This is a genomic window from Rhodospirillaceae bacterium (assembly GCA_002728255.1).
GTDB lineage: Bacteria > Pseudomonadota > Alphaproteobacteria > UBA7887 > UBA7887.
Map to the genome: position 1 here is coordinate 75,454 of PBWV01000047.1, position 17,598 is coordinate 93,051.

18 protein-coding genes are annotated in these 17,598 nt (G+C 43.5%); 15 read left to right on the forward strand and 3 right to left on the reverse strand.

Annotated elements, in window-relative coordinates:
• The first annotated feature begins 51 nt into the window (after positions 1-51).
• From CMM32_11935 to CMM32_11990, 12 genes are all read left to right on the forward strand, one after another.
• Positions 52-816 carry a triose-phosphate isomerase gene (locus CMM32_11935; protein ID MBT07599.1) on the forward strand — a complete coding sequence of 255 codons (765 nt, stop codon included), beginning with the start codon at positions 52-54 and terminating at the stop codon, positions 814-816.
• Between the two features lie 66 nt (positions 817-882).
• Positions 883-1,227 carry a preprotein translocase subunit SecG gene (locus tag CMM32_11940; GenBank protein ID MBT07600.1) on the forward strand — a complete coding sequence of 115 codons (345 nt, stop codon included), beginning with the start codon at positions 883-885 and terminating at the stop codon, positions 1,225-1,227.
• 66 nt (positions 1,228-1,293) lie between these two features.
• On the forward strand, positions 1,294-2,925 hold the full coding sequence (locus CMM32_11945; protein ID MBT07601.1) for a CTP synthetase: 1,632 nt from the start codon (positions 1,294-1,296) through the stop codon (positions 2,923-2,925).
• 18 nt (positions 2,926-2,943) lie between these two features.
• Complete coding sequence (locus CMM32_11950) at positions 2,944-3,792, forward strand: 3-deoxy-8-phosphooctulonate synthase (protein MBT07602.1); 849 nt, start codon at positions 2,944-2,946, stop codon at positions 3,790-3,792.
• 5 nt (positions 3,793-3,797) lie between these two features.
• Positions 3,798-5,072, forward strand: a complete 1,275-nt coding sequence (locus CMM32_11955; protein ID MBT07603.1) for a phosphopyruvate hydratase — start codon at positions 3,798-3,800, stop codon at positions 5,070-5,072.
• A gap of 42 nt (positions 5,073-5,114) precedes the next feature.
• Complete coding sequence (locus CMM32_11960) at positions 5,115-5,420, forward strand: septum formation initiator (GenBank protein MBT07604.1); 306 nt, start codon at positions 5,115-5,117, stop codon at positions 5,418-5,420.
• A gap of 182 nt (positions 5,421-5,602) precedes the next feature.
• On the forward strand, positions 5,603-6,634 hold the full coding sequence (gene pdhA, locus CMM32_11965; protein MBT07605.1) for a pyruvate dehydrogenase (acetyl-transferring) E1 component subunit alpha: 1,032 nt from the start codon (positions 5,603-5,605) through the stop codon (positions 6,632-6,634).
• Positions 6,534-7,601: a pyruvate dehydrogenase complex E1 component subunit beta gene (locus CMM32_11970; GenBank protein MBT07606.1), complete on the forward strand. Its 1,068-nt coding sequence runs from the start codon at positions 6,534-6,536 to the stop codon at positions 7,599-7,601. Before pdhA ends, CMM32_11970 begins: the two co-directional genes overlap by 101 nt.
• 63 nt (positions 7,602-7,664) lie before the next feature.
• Positions 7,665-8,927: a pyruvate dehydrogenase complex dihydrolipoamide acetyltransferase gene (locus CMM32_11975; GenBank protein ID MBT07607.1), complete on the forward strand. Its 1,263-nt coding sequence runs from the start codon at positions 7,665-7,667 to the stop codon at positions 8,925-8,927.
• Positions 8,928-10,328, forward strand: coding sequence for a dihydrolipoyl dehydrogenase (gene lpdA, locus CMM32_11980; GenBank protein MBT07608.1), 1,401 nt, complete (start codon positions 8,928-8,930; stop codon positions 10,326-10,328).
• Complete coding sequence (gene lipA / locus CMM32_11985; GenBank protein MBT07609.1) at positions 10,300-11,217, forward strand: lipoyl synthase; 918 nt, start codon at positions 10,300-10,302, stop codon at positions 11,215-11,217. The genes lpdA and lipA overlap by 29 nt, the downstream gene beginning before the upstream one ends.
• Before the next feature lie 5 nt (positions 11,218-11,222).
• Entirely contained in the window at positions 11,223-11,690 is a 468-nt protein-coding gene (locus CMM32_11990) for a ubiquinone-binding protein (GenBank protein ID MBT07610.1), read from the forward strand.
• 22 nt (positions 11,691-11,712) lie between these two features.
• Here the strand turns inward: CMM32_11990 and CMM32_11995 are convergent, their stop codons facing one another.
• The 3 genes from CMM32_11995 to ispDF are packed head-to-tail and all read right to left on the reverse strand — an operon-like array spanning position 11,713 to position 13,855.
• Complete coding sequence (locus tag CMM32_11995) at positions 11,713-12,207, reverse strand: damage-inducible protein CinA (GenBank protein MBT07611.1); 495 nt, start codon at positions 12,205-12,207, stop codon at positions 11,713-11,715.
• Positions 12,208-12,213: 6 nt separating this feature from the next.
• Positions 12,214-12,696, reverse strand: coding sequence for a phosphatidylglycerophosphatase A (locus CMM32_12000; GenBank protein MBT07612.1), 483 nt, complete (start codon positions 12,694-12,696; stop codon positions 12,214-12,216).
• Positions 12,686-13,855 carry a bifunctional 2-C-methyl-D-erythritol 4-phosphate cytidylyltransferase/2-C-methyl-D-erythritol 2,4-cyclodiphosphate synthase gene (gene ispDF, locus CMM32_12005; protein MBT07613.1) on the reverse strand — a complete coding sequence of 390 codons (1,170 nt, stop codon included), beginning with the start codon at positions 13,853-13,855 and terminating at the stop codon, positions 12,686-12,688. Before ispDF ends, CMM32_12000 begins: the two co-directional genes overlap by 11 nt.
• Before the next feature lie 169 nt (positions 13,856-14,024).
• On the opposite strand from ispDF, the gene CMM32_12010 reads away from it, so the two are divergent.
• Genes CMM32_12010 through CMM32_12020 form a run of 3 tightly spaced genes read left to right on the forward strand, consistent with a single transcriptional unit; the run spans position 14,025 to position 17,596 of the window.
• The gene (locus tag CMM32_12010; GenBank protein ID MBT07614.1) at positions 14,025-15,020 is read left to right on the forward strand and encodes a tRNA dihydrouridine synthase DusB; all 996 of its coding nucleotides are present in this window, start codon (positions 14,025-14,027) and stop codon (positions 15,018-15,020) included.
• A 4-nt stretch (positions 15,021-15,024) separates the two neighbouring features.
• Positions 15,025-16,134, forward strand: a complete 1,110-nt coding sequence (locus tag CMM32_12015; protein ID MBT07615.1) for a two-component sensor histidine kinase — start codon at positions 15,025-15,027, stop codon at positions 16,132-16,134.
• 13 nt (positions 16,135-16,147) lie between these two features.
• Positions 16,148-17,596, forward strand: coding sequence for a nitrogen regulation protein NR(I) (locus CMM32_12020; GenBank protein ID MBT07616.1), 1,449 nt, complete (start codon positions 16,148-16,150; stop codon positions 17,594-17,596).
• Positions 17,597-17,598: the final 2 nt, after the last annotated feature.

Here is a 17,598-nt window from a genome sequence, read left to right on the forward strand (position 1 = left end):
TTTTGGAACCCCTAGCCCTGGGAAGATGTAACTGTAAAAGGTGCTATTTATATGAAGAAACAATTAAAGCAATCACCGCTAGTTGCTGGAAATTGGAAAATGAATGGTGATGTGGGTAGCGCTGAGGCACTCTTGACAGAGCTCAACGCTGGTTTGTCGGATAATGCTCCAAAATGTGAAATTGTGGTTTGTCCACCATTTACCTTGCTGCAGCACGTAGAAAAATTATTGAATAAAAACAAATGGATAAATCTAGGTTCTCAGGATTGCTCTGAGTACGAAGTGGGAGCATATACAGGTGATGTTTCTCCGAGAATGCTATCCGACATCGGCTGTCGATATGTCGTGCTGGGGCACTCTGAAAGGCGCACAAGGCTTCGAGAAACCAATGCAATGGTTAAACGTAAGGCGGTACAAGCTATTCATCAAGGGCTAATACCCATTGTTTGTGTTGGAGAAAGCCTAAAAGAGCGGCAGGAAGGGAGGGCTCAAAGAACTGTTCAGGCACAGATTAACCGCTCGCTCCCTGTCGGATTAGAGCCGTCACAGGTTGTGGTTGCTTATGAGCCCATTTGGGCCATTGGGACGGGAAAAACTCCTACAACCACTCAAATTAGCCAGATGCACCTTGCTATTCGCCAATCTCTTCAGACTAAATGTACCCAAAACTACGGATCTATTCGGCTTCTGTACGGAGGTTCGGTTAATCCGGATAATGTAAGGGAAATAATTAGAATTCCTAACGTGGATGGTTGCCTTGTTGGCGGCGCCAGCCTAAAAGGAGAGGCTTTCTGCGATATCTGTTTGGCCTATTAAAATGATTCGTAGGAAAAATTGAACGCGAGCCGGCAATAAGTAGGCTTTTTCTGCTAGGAGAAATAAATGACTACGGTGTTTCTTGTTATACATTTGATACTTGCAGTAGCCCTTGTGACTGTGATCTTGCTTCAGCGGAGTGATGGAGGCGCTCTGGGCGGCCTGGGCGGAGGTGATGGGGGCGGTGCCGGGTTCGGAAATTTACTTTCCGGCCGACAGTCAGCAAATTTGTTAACTCGGACAACAACGATTATAGCGACCTGTTTTATTATCACTAGCCTCCTACTTGCTATTTTGGCTGCAAGAAACTCCCAGTCTCCATCAATTTTGGATGGAATTGGAGACACAGATGAGAATTCTATCGAATACGAAAGCTCAGATGAGGGGCCTACGGCGCCGATCGAAGAGTGAACTAAAAATTAGCCATCTGCCAGTTTTTATTGGTAAAGGCACCATAATAGATTATCCTGTTGCTCCATGACGCGATTCATTTTTGTGACCGGCGGCGTGGTATCTTCACTTGGGAAAGGGCTCGCATCAGCTTCCCTGGCTGCATTACTCCAGGCGCGTGGCTATTCCGTCCGTTTGCGCAAATTTGATCCTTACTTAAATGTTGATCCCGGTACTATGAGCCCGTATCAGCACGGAGAGGTATTCGTAACTGATGATGGGGCGGAGACTGATCTCGACTTGGGTCACTATGAGAGGTTTACCGGTGTTTCCGCCCGACAAAGTGATAATGCGACGGCTGGTCGTATATATTCCAATGTTATAGCGAACGAGAGAAAAGGAGAGTATCTGGGAGGTACTGTTCAGGTCATCCCTCATGTCACCGATGAAATAAAGAGAATGATTATGTCTGATACAGGCAATGTTGATTTTCTTTTGTGTGAAATCGGAGGCACTGTGGGTGATATAGAGAGCCAACCATTTCTTGAGGCAATTAGACAGCTACGAAACGATCTAGGATCAGAGCTTACTTTATTTCTACATTTAACGCTGATCCCTTACATCGCCTCGGCAGGAGAACTTAAAACTAAACCAACTCAACATTCGGTAAAGGAATTGAGAAGTTTGGGAATACAGGCGGACATTTTACTCTGCCGGTGTACCCAGATTATACCCGATTCTGAGCGAAACAAAATTGCATTGTTTTGTAATGTTGGGAAGGACGACGTAATTGCAGCTGTTGATGTTAATTCAATATACGAGGTTCCTGAAAACTATCATTCGGTAGGTCTGGATAGCCAAGTACTGAAACGATTTGGATTAGGATTTAAGTCGTCGATCAACGTTAATCCCTGGAAAAAAATAAATGAGTGCCTGCGAAATCCTGATGGTGAAGTAACTATCGCGGTTGTGGGAAAATACACTGGTCTTCGGGATGCATACATTTCCCTGTCGGAAGCTCTGACCCATGGGGGTCTTAAAAACAAGTTAAAAGTCCAAATTGAATGGTTGGACTCTGAAATTTTGGAAGATGAAAAGAATCTCCACTTGCTTGAAAACGTCCATGGGATTCTGGTTCCAGGCGGATTCGGAGGGAGAGGCATCGAAGGAAAGATCGCAGCGATCCAGTTTGCGCGCGAACGGAAACTTCCATATTTCGGTATTTGTTTTGGAATGCAACTTGCGGTCCTAGAAATTGCTCGCAATGTTGCAGGACTTGAGAATGCCTCCTCGACGGAATTTGGCCCAACACCTGAGCCGGTAATTGCCTTGTTAAATGAATGGGTTACAGAGGAGGGCAATATAGAGCTACGTAGTACGGGTGATGATTTGGGGGGAACAATGCGGTTGGGAGCCTACCAGGCACTAATTAAGGATAAGACCTTACTCGCAAGAGTATATAATCGTACTAATATAAGTGAACGTCACAGGCATCGTTACGAAGTAAATCCCAAGTACGAGAGTTTGCTCAACAAGGCTGGACTGTTTTTTTCAGCATCCTCACCCGATGGTCTCCTTCCAGAGGCCGTTGAGATACCTGATCACCCTTGGTTTGTGGGAGTTCAGTTCCATCCCGAATTAAAATCTAAACCTTTTGAGCCTCATCCGTTATTTTCGTCCTTTGTAGAAGCTGCAATGAAAAAATCTCGTTTAGTTTGAGAAAGTAAAATTCAAATGATAAATAAACACAAGCACATTAGGATTGGAAATACCGTTGTAGGAAATGACCTTGAGTTTGTTCTGATAGCCGGCCCATGTGCTTTGGAAAGCAAAGCGCACGCCCTTGAAATGTGTCAGGCTCTTGTGGAAATAACTTCTAAGCTTGGACTTGGTTTTGTCTATAAAACATCCTTTGACAAGGGAAACAGGACTAGCCTTAATTCTTTCAGGGGCCTTGGGATGGAATTGGGTTTACCGATCCTCGCGGACCTTCGAGAAAAATTTAATTGCCCTGTTTTAACGGATGTCCACACGGCGGAGCAATGTAACCCCGTTGCTGAAGTCGTTGACGTACTCCAAATACCTGCCTTTCTATGTCGCCAAACTGATCTCCTGATAGCTGCTGCACACACTCAAAGAGTGGTCAACGTAAAAAAAGGCCAATTTCTTGCGCCGTGGGATATGAAAAGTGTTGCTTCAAAAATAGCAAAAACTGGTAATGAAAAAATTTTGCTATGCGAACGCGGAGCCAGTTTCGGCTATAACAGGTTGGTTTCTGACATGCGTTCACTTTCCGTTCTTTCGGAGCAAGGTTATCCTGTAGTGTTTGATGCCACTCATTCAGTACAACAACCAGGAGGGGAGGGCGATCGAAGTGGTGGTGAACGGCAATACGTGCCGTTACTTGCCCGTGCGGCTGTAGCCGCTGGGGTAGCGGCTATCTTTATTGAGACACATGAAGACCCGGACAACGCTCCTTCCGATGGTCCAAATATGGTGCCTCTGAAAAAACTGGAAAAATTATTGTCCAGTTTGATTGCTATAGATCGCATAACCAAAGATACTCTCTATGGATTGGGGAAGTAAGTGCAATGACTACCATCACACAAGTTAACGCTCGACAAATTCTGGATTGTCGAGGAAATCCAACGGTAGAAGCAGAAATCCGAGTAGAGAGCGGGGAAATAGCAAGGGGTTCGGCCCCTTCTGGGGCATCTACCGGAAGCTATGAAGCTATAGAATTAAGAGATGGTGAACAAATTTTTTTTCGTGGGATGGGAGTGCAAAATGCAGTCAACGCTATAAATGGAGAAATAGCGGATACATTAGTTGGAAGAGATGCGCTGGAGCAAAACCGCTTGGATAGGGTCCTTATAGATTTAGATGGTACACCCAATAAAGGGCGCTTGGGAGCAAATGCAATCCTTGCCGTGAGTATAGCGATTGCTAAAGTTGCAGCCAATGCCTGCAAACAACCACTCTATCGTTACCTCGGAGGCGTTAAGGCGCGAAAGTTACCCGTACCTATGATGAATATTATAAATGGTGGTATGCATGCTAACAATTCTCTCGATATTCAAGAATTTATGATAGTGCCAACTGGGGCTCCTTCTTTCTCTGAAGCTCTTAGATGGGGTGTAGAGGTTTTTCAATCGCTGAAGAGTGACCTAGAGAGCAAAGGTTATAGTACTGCTGTTGGCGATGAAGGAGGCTTCGCTCCAAAACTTAAAAATAATTCAGAAAGTCTGGACCTGATAATGGAGGCTATTATACGAGCTGGCCTTAAACCAGGTTCAGATGTTGGATTGGCTCTTGATGTGGCTGCGACGGAGTTAATTGTTAATGGTAAGTACCAGTTGAGTGGTGAGGGTGCCGAATTTACACAAGACCAATTTATTGATTATCAAGAGACTCTATGTCGCACATTCCCAATTATTTCGATTGAGGACCCATTGGGAGAAGATGATTGGGAAGGTTGGTCTAAAATAACTGGCCGGCTAGGTGATAAAGTTCAGATAGTCGGCGATGATCTATTTGTAACAAATACGAATCGTATAAAGGAAGGGATTGATAAACAAGCAGCAAATGCCGTGCTTATCAAAATGAATCAGATTGGCACAATTACTGAGACCTTGGAAGCAGTCGAAATGGCTCAAACCGCTCAAATGCAGGCTATCGTGTCTCACCGGTCAGGCGAAACCGAGGATACTACTATTGCAGACCTCGCCGTAGCAACTAACAGTGGCCAAATAAAGACCGGCTCGGTTAGTCGAACAGACCGCGTTGCCAAATATAATCAACTTTTGCGGATTGAGGAAGAATTGGATATGTGTGGACACTATGCAGGTATCAACGCCACAGTGTAGGAAAAAATTAAGGGACAATCGTTAAGAATAACCGATTAAGCGATGCGAAAAATAATATCGAAATACTTATTGGGATCTTTGCGTGCAATAGCCTTAGGGGGTATAGGTGTATATTTGGGTTATCATCTTATACAGGGTGAAAATGGTGCTATTGCCTACCTATTAGTGTCAAAGGAAATTCAGGATACAGCCAAGATTCTAGCTTTGAAAACGGAAAAACGTCAACAATTAGAACATCGAGTGTCTCTCTTGAGGCCAGATACAGTTGATTTAGACATGCTAACGGAGCGCTCCCGTAGAGTCCTGAACTACGGGAGATATGACGAGGTGGTGGTATTTTATGAGTGACTTAGCCTGAACTGAAGTATTCTCAATTAACGATATTCGATTGAACAGAACCTTATGATACAATCTGTGCGAAAGAATAAACGTAAGTTTTCTGGAATCTTCAGATGCTTGCCCGTGCTATATAACAGTTTTAGAATTTTGTCTGTGCCTACTGGCGAAGGCTATTAAGCGATAAGGAACAGATGGCCACCAAGAACCCCCTTCCCAAGGATACCCAAAACAGCGCCGGCTTGATTGCAGGCAATGATGACCTGGTCAAGTACTATAGGCAAATGTTGTTAATTCGCCGATTTGAAGAACGAGTAGGGCAACTCTATGGAATGGGTCTAATAGGTGGATTTTTGCATTTGTATGTTGGCCAGGAAGCCGTAGTAGTAGGAGTTGAAAATGCGATAACTCGTCAAGACCCTATGATAACCAGCTATCGATGTCATGGGCATATGCTTGCAAGGGGAGAAAAAATAGAAAGAGTCTTGTCCGAGTTAGCTGGAAAGATCTTGGGGAGTTCTAAAGGTAAAGGTGGTTCCATGCATATGTTCTCACCGGAAAACGGGTTTTATGGAGGTCATGGTATTGTTGGGGCTCAAGTGCCTATTGGGACCGGTATCGCACTATCATTAAAATATCGTAGTCTTTCAAATATTTGCTTCACTTTCCTTGGCGACGGGGCAGCCAATCAGGGCCAAGTTTATGAGAGCTACAATATGGCTGCATTATGGAATCTCCCGATTGTCTATGTCATCGAGAATAACCAATATGGTATGGGCACCTCTACCGCCCGTGCAACCGCCCAGACAGAGTTTTTTCGGCATGGAGAGGGATTGGGAATACCTGGAATCAAATGCGACGGCATGAATGTCCTAGCCGTGAGAGATTCCGCCCTTGAGGCGGCCTCCTTTGTGCGCGCGGGCAATGGTCCAATGATTGTTGAGATGAATACTTATAGATATCGGGGACATTCCATTTCAGACCCGGCAAAATATAGGCCTAAGGAGGAAGTTAAAGAGGTCAGGGAAAAACGCGATCCAATAACTCAGCTCGAACAAGTGATAAGTGAAAAAGGCATCTTAAAGATGGAGAATCTAAAAGAGATCGACCAAAAAATTAGGTCAGATGTACAAAATGCAGCGGAATCAGCTCAGCAGGCAGAGCAACCAAGTCCGTCTGAATTGTACACTGATGTCTATGCCGCGAGGGCCAGCACAGATGACTGATATTAGTGTAAGACAAGCACTTAATGAAGCTATGGCTGAGGAAATGAGACGGGATGATGACGTATTCCTGATGGGCGAAGAAGTTGGAGAGTACGATGGCGCATATAAAGTTACACAGGGATTACTCAGCGAATTTGGCCCCCGGAGGGTTATCGATACCCCAATAACTGAAGCTGGCTTTGCTGGGGTGGGGGTAGGTGCCGCCTTCATGGGGCTAAAGCCAATAGTTGAGTTTATGACGTTTAATTTCGCATTACAGGCGATGGATCACCTAGTTAATTCCGCGGCAAAGACCCGCTATATGTCAGGTGGACGGGTGACTTGCCCGATTGTTTTTAGAGGACCTAACGGTTCCGCGGCCCGTGTGGCAGCTCAACACTCACAGGATTTTTCGAGTTGGTTTGCCCAGGTTCCCGGCCTAAAAGTTGTGGCCCCGTACTCAGCGTCTGACGCTAAGGGCCTTCTTAAAGCTGCAATCAGAGATCCAGACCCGGTGATATTTTTAGAAAATGAGCTATTGTACGGCAAAACATTTGAGTTAGAGGAAGAGAACACTGACCCGGAAGCAATAGGGGTGGCAAAAGTTCTCCATCCCGGCTCTGATGCCTCTATAATATCCTTCTCCCGAGGTGTAGAATGGAGTTTGGAGGCCGCGAATACTCTAGACCAAAGCGGCACCTCATGTGAGGTTATTGATCTACGGAGCTTGCGACCCCTTGATATGAAAACAATTATTAAATCGGTTAAGAAAACCAATCGTCTGCTTGTAGTTGATGAGGGGTGGCCCTCAATGAGTATTGCAGCAGAGATCGCCTTTCAGGTGCAGAACGAGGCTTTTGACTACCTTGATGCTCCTATTATGAGAGTAACTTCCAAAGACGTTCCTTTGCCGTATGCCGCGAACTTGGAGGGAATGGCCATACCAAGTGTAGATAAAATTATTAGCGCTATTGAAAGTATGCAATGAATAACATTAACAAAAATACTTCCAAAATCACCGAATGGACTTGTTCCATTGGGAGTCACAATCATGGCAGTTGAAGTATTATTACCAGCTTTATCCCCTACCATGACAGAGGGGACCTTGGCTAAATGGCTGAAAAAGGAGGGAGAAACCATTAGGGCGGGAGACGTACTAGCAGAAGTTGAAACTGACAAAGCAACCATGGAGATAGAAGCGATCGACGATGGGACCCTGGAAAAAATATTGATCCCCGAGGGAACGGACGGCATTCCGATAAATACTCCTATTGGGATCATCGCAGAAGAAGGTGTGGTGAACGAAGTAAAGAATAGTCCTTTAATAAGTGCCCTAACTGAGACTAAGCTTACTCAACCCCCTCTAGCCGGCAAAACAGAAGAAAGTGTTAAGGACGAGCAAACCCATCACAATGTAAATTCTGAAGGGCGAATTCTGGCCAGCCCACTAGCAAAAAAGATGGCTCTCCAGGAAAATCTAGACCTCTCTACTATTAGAGGAACAGGTCCAAAAGGCCGTATTGTAAAAGGGGATGTTCTTGAAGCCGTGAATAAAAGTTTTCAACAGCCAAATTTCTCTGAGAAGAAACCCAAAGGCACCATGGCGAAGTCTCAGGAATCTGTAGTTCTGGATAACCCGTTCCATACGGCCAGTAATACCAGTATGCGAAGGGTAATAGCTCAGAGGCTTAGCGAATCGAAGTCTACAATTCCCCACTTTTATATGACAATAGGAGTGGAGATAGACAAATTACTTGATATTCGAACTCAACTTAATAATGAGGAAGAACTCTCTCTCTCCATAAACGATTTTTTTATCCGTGCCACCGCTTTGGCTCTCAAATCATTACCCACAGCTAACGCCAGTTGGGGCCTGGAAGAAACAATCTATTACGAGAGGGTGGACGTGGCGGTAGCAGTCGCAGTCCCAGGAGGTTTGCTGACTCCTGTGGTGAAAGACGCTGGAAATAAAGGGTTGGCCTCAATTTCTGCAGAGATGAAAGAGCTTGCTAAGAAAGCAAGGGCTGGGGAATTGTTACCGGAGCAATATCAAGGAGGTACATTTTCAATATCAAACCTTGGAATGTATGGTGTCAGAGAATTTTCCGCCGTGATTAATCCCCCACAAGCCGGCATTTTAGCGATCGGCGCATCAACAGAAAAACCAGTCGTTAAAAATTCTGCAATAGCAATAGCAACCTGTGTCGATTGCACTCTTTCATGTGATCATAGGGTTATCAACGGCGCCACCGGCGCTGAATTATTAGGTGCCATTAAGGGCTTTATCGAAAACCCGTTAACTTTGATGCTCTAGATGAGTATTGAGAAATTTGACATTGTTATTATTGGAGGCGGCCCTGGGGGATATGTGGCCGCTATTCGCGCCGCTCAGTTGGGGTTGAAAACTGCGGTTATAGAGAAAGAACACCTGGGCGGAATTTGTTTGAACTGGGGCTGTATTCCTAGCAAAGCATTGTTACGAAGTGCAGAGATTAACAACTTAATGTCCCGATTGGGTGAGTTTGGGTTTTCTGCTGATAATGTCAATTTTGATGCGGGGAGCGTTGTCGATCGGTCGCGACTGGTAGCAAATAAACTAAGTAAAGGAGTTAAATACCTCCTACAAAAAAATAAAGTTACGATATTCATGGGGGTTGGAAGAATTTCTGCACCTGGGATAGTCGAGGTAGCCAATGAAAAGGAAAATTTTTCAATAAGTGCAAAAGACATTGTCATTTCAACAGGTGCACACCCCAAATTATTATCGTCTGCGCCTGAAAATGACCCAAATATTTGGACATATAAGAAAGCAATGGTTCCAGAGGCTATTCCAGCATCCCTAGTTGTTATCGGATCTGGGGCTATCGGCGTTGAATTTGCTAGTTTCTACAGAGACATGGGTAGTTCAGTGACCCTGATCGAATCTCTTAGCTCTATCCTTCCTGCCGAAGACAACGAAATCTCAGCTTTCGTTGCAGAGAAATTTGCAAAAGGTGGCATTACAATTCACACTTCGTCTACTGTAAAGTCTATTGGAAGTACTGGTGGTGTGTTGTCGATACTGATAGAAAAAAACGATGGCACAGAAATTTGCATCGAGGCGGAGAAATCTATCGTGGCGATTGGAATAGCAGCAAATATTGATGGTCTGGGTTTGGAAAACACAAAGATACAAACAATTGAAGGACATATCAAAGTTAACCATTGGATGGAAACATCTGAAAGTCATATATATGCTATTGGTGATGTAGTCGGCCCACCATGGCTAGCGCATAAGGCCAGCCATGAAGCAGTTGTATGTGTTGAAAAAATAGCAGGATTGCCAGATATCAGGCAGCTGGATTATAACCAAATTCCGGGGTGTACCTATTCCCGGCCGCAAGTTGCTAGCATCGGTTTAACGGAACAAAAAGCAACAGAGGCTAATAAAGAGCTAAAAATTGGTCGGTTCCCCTTCCGAGGCAACGGGAAGGCTGTGGCTTTAGGGGAGCCTGAGGGCTTAATTAAAACAATATTTGATGCAGTAACTGGGGAGTTACTTGGGGCTCACATGGTTGGCCCTGAGGTTACTGAGTTGGTCCACGGCTTTGTCATCGCAATGGGGCTGGAATGTACAGAGGAAGACTTAATGCATACCATATTTCCTCATCCGACTCTCTCTGAGATTATGCACGAATCCGTGCTCGATGCCTATGATAAAGCCCTTCATATTTAGTAAAAATATGCGGGCGGAAAACAAAAAACCAAACTGGATAAAGGTAAAGGCACCAACTACTAGCGAATACGTCAAAACTAAACAGCTGGTCAGGAAATTTAATTTGAATACCGTCTGTGAAGAAGCTGCGTGTCCAAATATTGGGGAGTGTTGGTCAAATAATCATGCTACAGTCATGATACTGGGTGATGTCTGTACTCGGAAATGCAGCTTTTGTAATATTGCTACGGGAAAACCCCAAGTCATCGATACTGATGAACCTAGTCGGGTTGCCTTAGTAGCAAAAAGGCTTGGCTTAAAGCATATAGTGATTACATCAGTGGATCGTGATGACTTGCCTGATGGCGGTGCCTATCACTTTAAGCAAACTATTCTAGCTACAAAACAAAAATGTCCGACTACTACAATAGAAGTCTTAACCCCAGATTTTCGGCGAAAAGTAGGAGCTATTCAAACTGTCTTGAGCGCACAACCTGATGTATTCAACCATAATCTCGAAACCGTTCCTTCCTTGTATAAGAAAGTAAGGCCGGGAGCTGATTATCAACACTCACTTAGCTTATTAAAATCTGCAAAAGAGATAAACACGAATATTTTTACCAAATCGGGGCTTATGGTCGGCTTAGGGGAATCAATAAATGAACTGGCACAGGTAATGGATGATATGCGTCAACATTGTGTAGACTTTATTACAATCGGCCAATACCTGCGACCTTCTTTGAAACACCGAAAAGTTTATAGGTATGTATCTCCTTCCGAATTTAAAGTTTACGAATCCATGGCTTACAGCAAGGGGTTTCTCATGGTTTCTGCCTCGCCACTGACGCGCTCCTCATATCATGCAGACGATGATTTTATTTCTCTCCAAGCGGCCCGCAGAAAGTGTTAACAATTGTGCCCAAGCACCGCCAAATTAAAACTGTTGGTTACACTCAGGATCAGATGTTCGACCTCGTTCTTGATGTCCAATCGTATCCTGAGTTTTTGCCTTGGTGTTTGTCTTCCTGTGTAACAAATATTGAAGATACATCATTTGAAGCGGAATTATTGATTGGTTTTAAGTTACTCAAGGAGCGTTTTGGATCGTGCGTGAGATTTGAACGACCATATTCAATACAAGTAACTCCAACATATGGGCCATTTCGGAGAATGCATAACGTATGGTCCTTTGAAACTAATGATCATGATTCTTGTAGGATTATCTTCTGTGTCGATTTTGAGTTTAAGTCTATATTCTTAAACAAGGTCATGGGGGTTTTGTTTTATGAGGCCGTACAAAAGATGGTGAATTGCTTTGAAGCACGGGCCAGAAAAAAATATGGTCCTCCACTGGAAGTTTCAATTCCAACGGAACTAGATTAAACAGTTCTATCCGTGCATAAGTTTATAATTTTTGCACCGATTTAAGGAGGAAATCGATGGCCATATCCACACTATCCAATTGAATTTGTGACCGATTCCCTTTGAATTGGCGTGATATAAATTTTGTAGGCTTATTGGCCCAGGCAACTCCAAAATATACTAGCCCTACCGGTTTCTCTTTAGTTCCACCCCCAGGCCCAGCTATACCGGTGATAGCAACTGAAATATCCGCTCTAGTGCGAGTGAGGGCACCCTCAGCCATGGCACACACAACTTCCTTGCTAACAGCTCCATGTGAAATTATGAGAGGAGTAGGGACGCCGAGTAAGGCCTGCTTAGCCTGGTTTGAATAGGACACTATCCCACCCTCAACTACTTCGGACGCCCCAGGAATTGCAGTAAGGCAAGAACTCACTAAGCCCCCAGTGCAAGATTCCGCTGTAACCAGACACAAACCGAGCTCTTGGAACTGACTTAAAAGCAACTCTGCCTTTTGTCTTAAAGTATTGTTAAACAGCACTGCTCATCCCATTAACTCTAAAATTATGAGAAGTGTAACTGCACCATAAAGACCGGCAATTACATCGTCCAACATTACACCAAGCGCTCCCTTCATTTTGTTATCAATTAGGTGAATTGGCCAAGGTTTGTATATATCAAATAGTCGAAATAGTATAAAGGCCAGCAAGTATGAGACTGGAGTAATAGGAGCCACAGCAAGGACTAGACCTTGTCCTATCACTTCATCCAAAACTATAATTTTAGGGTCTTTTTCTTTTAGTTTTTGCAGCGCCCAGTGGGATGACCAGATGCCAAGCACCAATAGAAAACATAGAATTATTAGAAAAGTGTATGTGCCGAAGAGGGTGAGAACAATCCAGGCAAAAGGAATTGCAGCGAGTGAACCACAGGTCCCTGGAGCGACAGAAGAAAAACCACTGTAGAACCATGTCAGTAATATTGTTACAGGATGCCAGCGCGGTAATGATGGCTGATTACTGCTCATTATCTACAACCATTGTAACTGTTGCTTGGACAGCAATCCCCTCGCCTCGACCAGTAAACCCTAACCCATCAGTGGTAGTTCCTTTTATACTAATCCTTTTCTTAGATACGTTCACCAATTGACTTAATTTATTGCGCATCGCATCCCTAAATTCCGAAATGCGCGGTTCATTGCAAATAACTGTCATGTCTATGTGATTAATTTTTACACTGTTTTCATTTACCAGTTTCATAGTATATGAAAGAAACTCATCAGAAGCTCGATTTCGCCACTTTTCTTCGTTACTAGGGAAGTGTTGCCCAATATCCCCACCATCAATACCGCTTAATAAGGCGTCAACTAAAGCATGAAGCGCCACATCTGCATCTGAATGGCCAATTAATCCATGAGAACAGGGTATCTTTATTCCGCAAAGTGTCACATGATCACCTAATCCAAATTTATGAGCATCAAATCCTGTCACTACATGAATTTGTAATCGCTCCTCTGCCATTATTTTCGAGGCCTTCTCAAAATCTCTAGGAATCGTAATTTTGATATTCTCCTCCAATCCTTCTATCACGTTAACTGTGATACCCGAGTGTTGAGCAACCCCCGCATCATCTCTGAAATTATGTTCAGAGACCAGCTGATATGCGGAGAAAATAGCATCAAATTGAAATGCTTGTGGGGTTTGTATTCGCCATAAGTTTGATAGATCTACTGCCTGCTCAACCAGGCCATTATCAACTTTCTTAACCGCATCAATTATTTGTATCCCCGGAACAACTGCCACTCTAGAAGTTAAACTTGAGATCAATTGATCTAGCAATGTTGGGGTGATAAAGGGACGAGCACCATCATGAATCAAAATAATTCCTGGAGCGAGCTCCTTCAAGCTTTGGACTCCATTACGGGCAGATTCATAACGGGTCTCCCCACCGTAAACTGGCTCCATTAATTGTAGACCAGCAGTCACATCGCGATAGAGTGGCTCATCATTTGGACGTATTACCACTTTAACATGATCTATTTTCTGGTGCCGACACAATGTTTCCAGCGACCAGCGCAGAAGCGGTTTACCCGCTAAATTACGGTACTGTTTGGGCAGGCCGACACCTGCTCGGGTTCCCTGGCCTCCCGCCAAAACTAGGGCTACTGTGGGTTGCTTTTCTTTCATATAAAGCTCTAAAGCCTGAATCCTAAGAGGTACTCTGTGCCTATTATCATATTTTCAAATGAAAATCTTTATGGCTGATATTTTTTGAGTAATTTATAGGCTAAATAACATTGCCGAGAGCGCGATAGAGGAGTAAAAATGCCTAAACATTAGGCAATCGGTTTTCACTATGCCCTTAAAACTTGGCCCCATCAATATAAGTAACCCCACGCTGTTGGCACCGATGTCAGGGGTTACTGACCTCCCATTTCGCCGTTTAGTTGGTTCTTTTGGGGTGGGACTTCTGTATACAGAAATGGTCGCTACCAAAATAATCTCTAAACAGCAATTAAAATTGACTGGTTTGAACAATAATAAATCAAATGGTCCACCTACCGTAGTTCAACTATTGGGCAGGGATCCATCAGTAATGTCTGAATGTGGACTATTCTGCCAGGACCTAGGGGCGAGTGCTATTGATGTCAATTTAGGATGCCCTGCACGGAAGGTAGTAGGGGGATTAGCAGGGTCCGCGTTAATGCAAGAAGAATCCCTTGTCGCCCAGATTATTTCTTCTTTAGTTAAAGCAGTACAAGTTCCAGTTACTGTTAAAATGAGGACTGGATGGGATAATAAAAATCGAAATGCTCCGAAGCTATCAAAAATTGCTGAGGATTGTGGAGCAAAAATGATTACAGTTCATGGAAGAACCCGATCCCAGTTTTATGCGGGTAAATCTGACTGGAGATTTATTGGAGAAGTCGTTAATGCGGTTTCCATTCCGGTGATAGGGAATGGAGACATCACCACAATTTTAGACGCCAAAAAAATGCAACTTCTATCGGGATGCCAAGGGGTGATGATAGGAAGAGGCTGTCAAGGAAGACCTTGGTTTCTAAATCAAGTCAATCATTATTTGAAAACGGGATCGCAACTTGCCGACCCACCCCACGGAGTAATACTCCAAAAAATTCTATTACATTTGGAAGAGATGCTAACGTTCTATGGGTTTGAGCGCGGCTTTCGGATAGCTAAGAAACACCTTGCTTGGTACGCTCAAAATTTACTCCTCTCCCAGGAGGTTCGTAAGTCCTTGCTAAGGGCCCCAAACCTTAAAAGTATCCAATCACTTCTGGAATCTGCCGTAAACACAACTCAAAGGCTTGCACGCCTTGAGACAGGGTAAACTCATGAAGAGTTTAATGAACTTATCGGATGCTGAGCCGTCTCCAGTTGAAGTACTTCAAAACCTTCCAACAGCAATCATCGTATTTGACGAATCCCTAAATATAAAAATGGCCAATGCAGCCGCTGAACTTTTGTTTGGCTTGAGTTCAGGCTTTCTTATTCATAAAACTATAACTACCTTAATTGATGAAGACGGTGAGTTAGTATCGCTTCTACAGCGAGCTTTTAGTGAACGACATAGTGTTCGAGAATTCGGGCTTATGCTAGCGGGGCCCAGAGTAAAAAAGCAAAAAGTTGATGTGAGAGTATCGGGGCCCACCGAAAACTCCCAATTCGCAATTGCAAGCATTCAAGAATGTTCTCTGGCAAGCGAACTAGATGGCCAAAATCTACTTGGTAGAGCAGCCAGATCAATCTCTGGCCTTACGGCTATTTTTTCTCGTGAGGTAAAAAATCCTCTCTCTGGAATTCGTGGCGCAGCTCAATTACTGGGAGAATCCGTATCAGACTCGGATAAGGAATTAACAGAATTAATTTGGGATGCGACTGACCGAATAAAGGATCTTGTAGATCGAATGGAACTTTTTTCAGACGATAGGCCATTAACCCGAAGTGCTGTAAATATTCATGATGTCTTAGGTCATGTGAAAGAAAAATTGACACCGAATTTAGAAAAAACTGTCCTAATAGAGGAAAATTACGACCCGTCGTTGCCTTTAGTATTTGGAAATAGAGAGCAACTGATACAAGTGTTTGATAATATGGTTAAAAATTCCTACGAAGCGCTTGATAAAGACAAAGGGCTAATAAAAATTGTAACAAGTTATCGGCATGGTTCACTAGCGTCAGTTCTGGGGGGCCGTGAAAAATTTGAATTGCCGATAGCAGTGAGTATAACCGACAATGGCATAGGAATCCCTGAAGACATCGAAAAGTCTATCTTTGAGCCATTTGTTACTACAAAACCAAATAGAACTGGCTTGGGGTTAGCTTTGGTAGCTAAAATTATTGATGACCATGGCGGTATTGTCGAATTAGATGCTACTTTTCAAAAAACCACCATAACGGTTTTTCTTCCAGTACATTCTGCAAAAAACATCGGTTCAAACTAAGGTTGCCCAAAAATTGGACGAAACGATAAAAAAAATACTAGTAGCGGAGGGAGATCCTTCAGTAAGAACAGTAATATCTCGAGCCTTAAGTAGGGCAGGACATCATGTGAGATCAACCTCATCTTCCTATGAGTTAATGAAATGGATCTCGAAAGGACAAGGAGAGGTTGCGATTGTCGACGCAACACTGACCCTTGGAAACGGAGCTGATTTAGTGTCCCAAATAAGTCAGTCTCGACCCAAACTTCCAATAATTCTGCTAAGCACAAATAATGTCTTTTCCTCGACTAACAACGAACAGGGAAATTTGTTTAAGCACGTATCAAAACCATTTGATCTTGATGAACTAATCGGGCTTATCAAGAGTCTCTCAACCTTCAAAAATGTACAAATTTCTCAAAACACTAAGGTTTCTAAGGGGATAGTAGATAAGCTTCCCCTTCTCGGGAATTCCCCGGCTATGCAAGATATCTACAGGTCAATTGCTCGATTAACCAACTCTGATTCAACTGTAATTATTTCGGGTGAATCGGGCACTGGTAGGGAACTGCTTGCAAAGAACATTCACGATTGCAGCCAACGCCGAAACTTATTATTTGTCAGTGTAAAACTTGAATCGGTTCCATCTGAACTTATTACCAAAGCAATTTTTGGACATGAACATCGTATTTCGGGAGAAAGAATTATCTCACCCGGAAAACTAAGTTTAGCTGAGAAAGGCACATTATTCCTAGATGAAATCTCAATTTTGTCTCTGGAAGCACAAGCTAAAATGTTAAAGCTTTTACGGGAAAACGCATATAGCCCGGTTGGAGGACAGGGGCTCGTACCTTCTGATGTAAGGATAATTACAGCGACAAAAAGGAATTTGCGAAGTCTGGTTGCTCAAGGATTATTTCGAGAGGATCTTTTTTACCGTCTCAATGTTGTTCCTCTACGATTGCCTCCGCTTAGGGAGAGGGCAGAAGATATCCCAACTTTAATTCAATATTTCGTGCAGCTTTTTCACACTTCCAAGGCATCTTCTAGCCGCTTTTCACCAGAGGCTATTTCCAGATTAAAGATATACAAATGGCCAGGGAACATAAGGGAACTTAAAAACTTTGTTCAAAGAGTGTGTGTTCTATACACTGATGAACTCATTAGCGATGAGATCGTAAAAACCTCTTTACTCGATACTTATGAAAATCAAAAGGAAATTAAGGAAACACCAGGTGATGGATTGGCACAAACCATAGACAAGCACTTGGAAAAATATTTTACAGCTCATAAAAATACTCTGCCTGCCAGTGGATTGTATGAGCGAATTCTTCGAGAGATAGAACAGCCACTAATAAGTAGGACACTAGCGGCTACGAAAGGTAACCAAATAAAGGCCGCGGAAGTTTTAGGGATCAACCGCAATACATTACGAGCGAAAATTCGCAAACTAGATGTCCGAGTTGCCCGTGGAAACAGATAAGA

What these genes read in the sequence shown, in the direction of transcription:
- CMM32_11935 (MBT07599.1), top strand. Translation starts at nt 52, where the DNA reads ATGAAGAAACAATTAAAGCAATCACCGCTAGTTGCTGGAAATTGGAAA.
- CMM32_11940 (MBT07600.1), top strand. Translation starts at nt 883, where the DNA reads ATGACTACGGTGTTTCTTGTTATACATTTGATACTTGCAGTAGCCCTT.
- CMM32_11945 (MBT07601.1), top strand. Translation starts at nt 1,294, where the DNA reads ATGACGCGATTCATTTTTGTGACCGGCGGCGTGGTATCTTCACTTGGG.
- CMM32_11955 (MBT07603.1), top strand. Translation starts at nt 3,798, where the DNA reads ATGACTACCATCACACAAGTTAACGCTCGACAAATTCTGGATTGTCGA.
- CMM32_11960 (MBT07604.1), top strand. Translation starts at nt 5,115, where the DNA reads ATGCGAAAAATAATATCGAAATACTTATTGGGATCTTTGCGTGCAATA.
- pdhA (MBT07605.1), top strand. Translation starts at nt 5,603, where the DNA reads ATGGCCACCAAGAACCCCCTTCCCAAGGATACCCAAAACAGCGCCGGC.
- CMM32_11970 (MBT07606.1), top strand. Translation starts at nt 6,534, where the DNA reads ATGTACAAAATGCAGCGGAATCAGCTCAGCAGGCAGAGCAACCAAGTC.
- CMM32_11975 (MBT07607.1), top strand. Translation starts at nt 7,665, where the DNA reads ATGGCAGTTGAAGTATTATTACCAGCTTTATCCCCTACCATGACAGAG.
- lpdA (MBT07608.1), top strand. Translation starts at nt 8,928, where the DNA reads ATGAGTATTGAGAAATTTGACATTGTTATTATTGGAGGCGGCCCTGGG.
- lipA (MBT07609.1), top strand. Translation starts at nt 10,300, where the DNA reads ATGCCTATGATAAAGCCCTTCATATTTAGTAAAAATATGCGGGCGGAA.
- CMM32_12000 (MBT07612.1), bottom strand. Translation starts at nt 12,696, where the DNA reads ATGAGCAGTAATCAGCCATCATTACCGCGCTGGCATCCTGTAACAATA.
- ispDF (MBT07613.1), bottom strand. Translation starts at nt 13,855, where the DNA reads ATGAAAGAAAAGCAACCCACAGTAGCCCTAGTTTTGGCGGGAGGCCAG.
- CMM32_12010 (MBT07614.1), top strand. Translation starts at nt 14,025, where the DNA reads ATGCCCTTAAAACTTGGCCCCATCAATATAAGTAACCCCACGCTGTTG.
- CMM32_12015 (MBT07615.1), top strand. Translation starts at nt 15,025, where the DNA reads ATGAAGAGTTTAATGAACTTATCGGATGCTGAGCCGTCTCCAGTTGAA.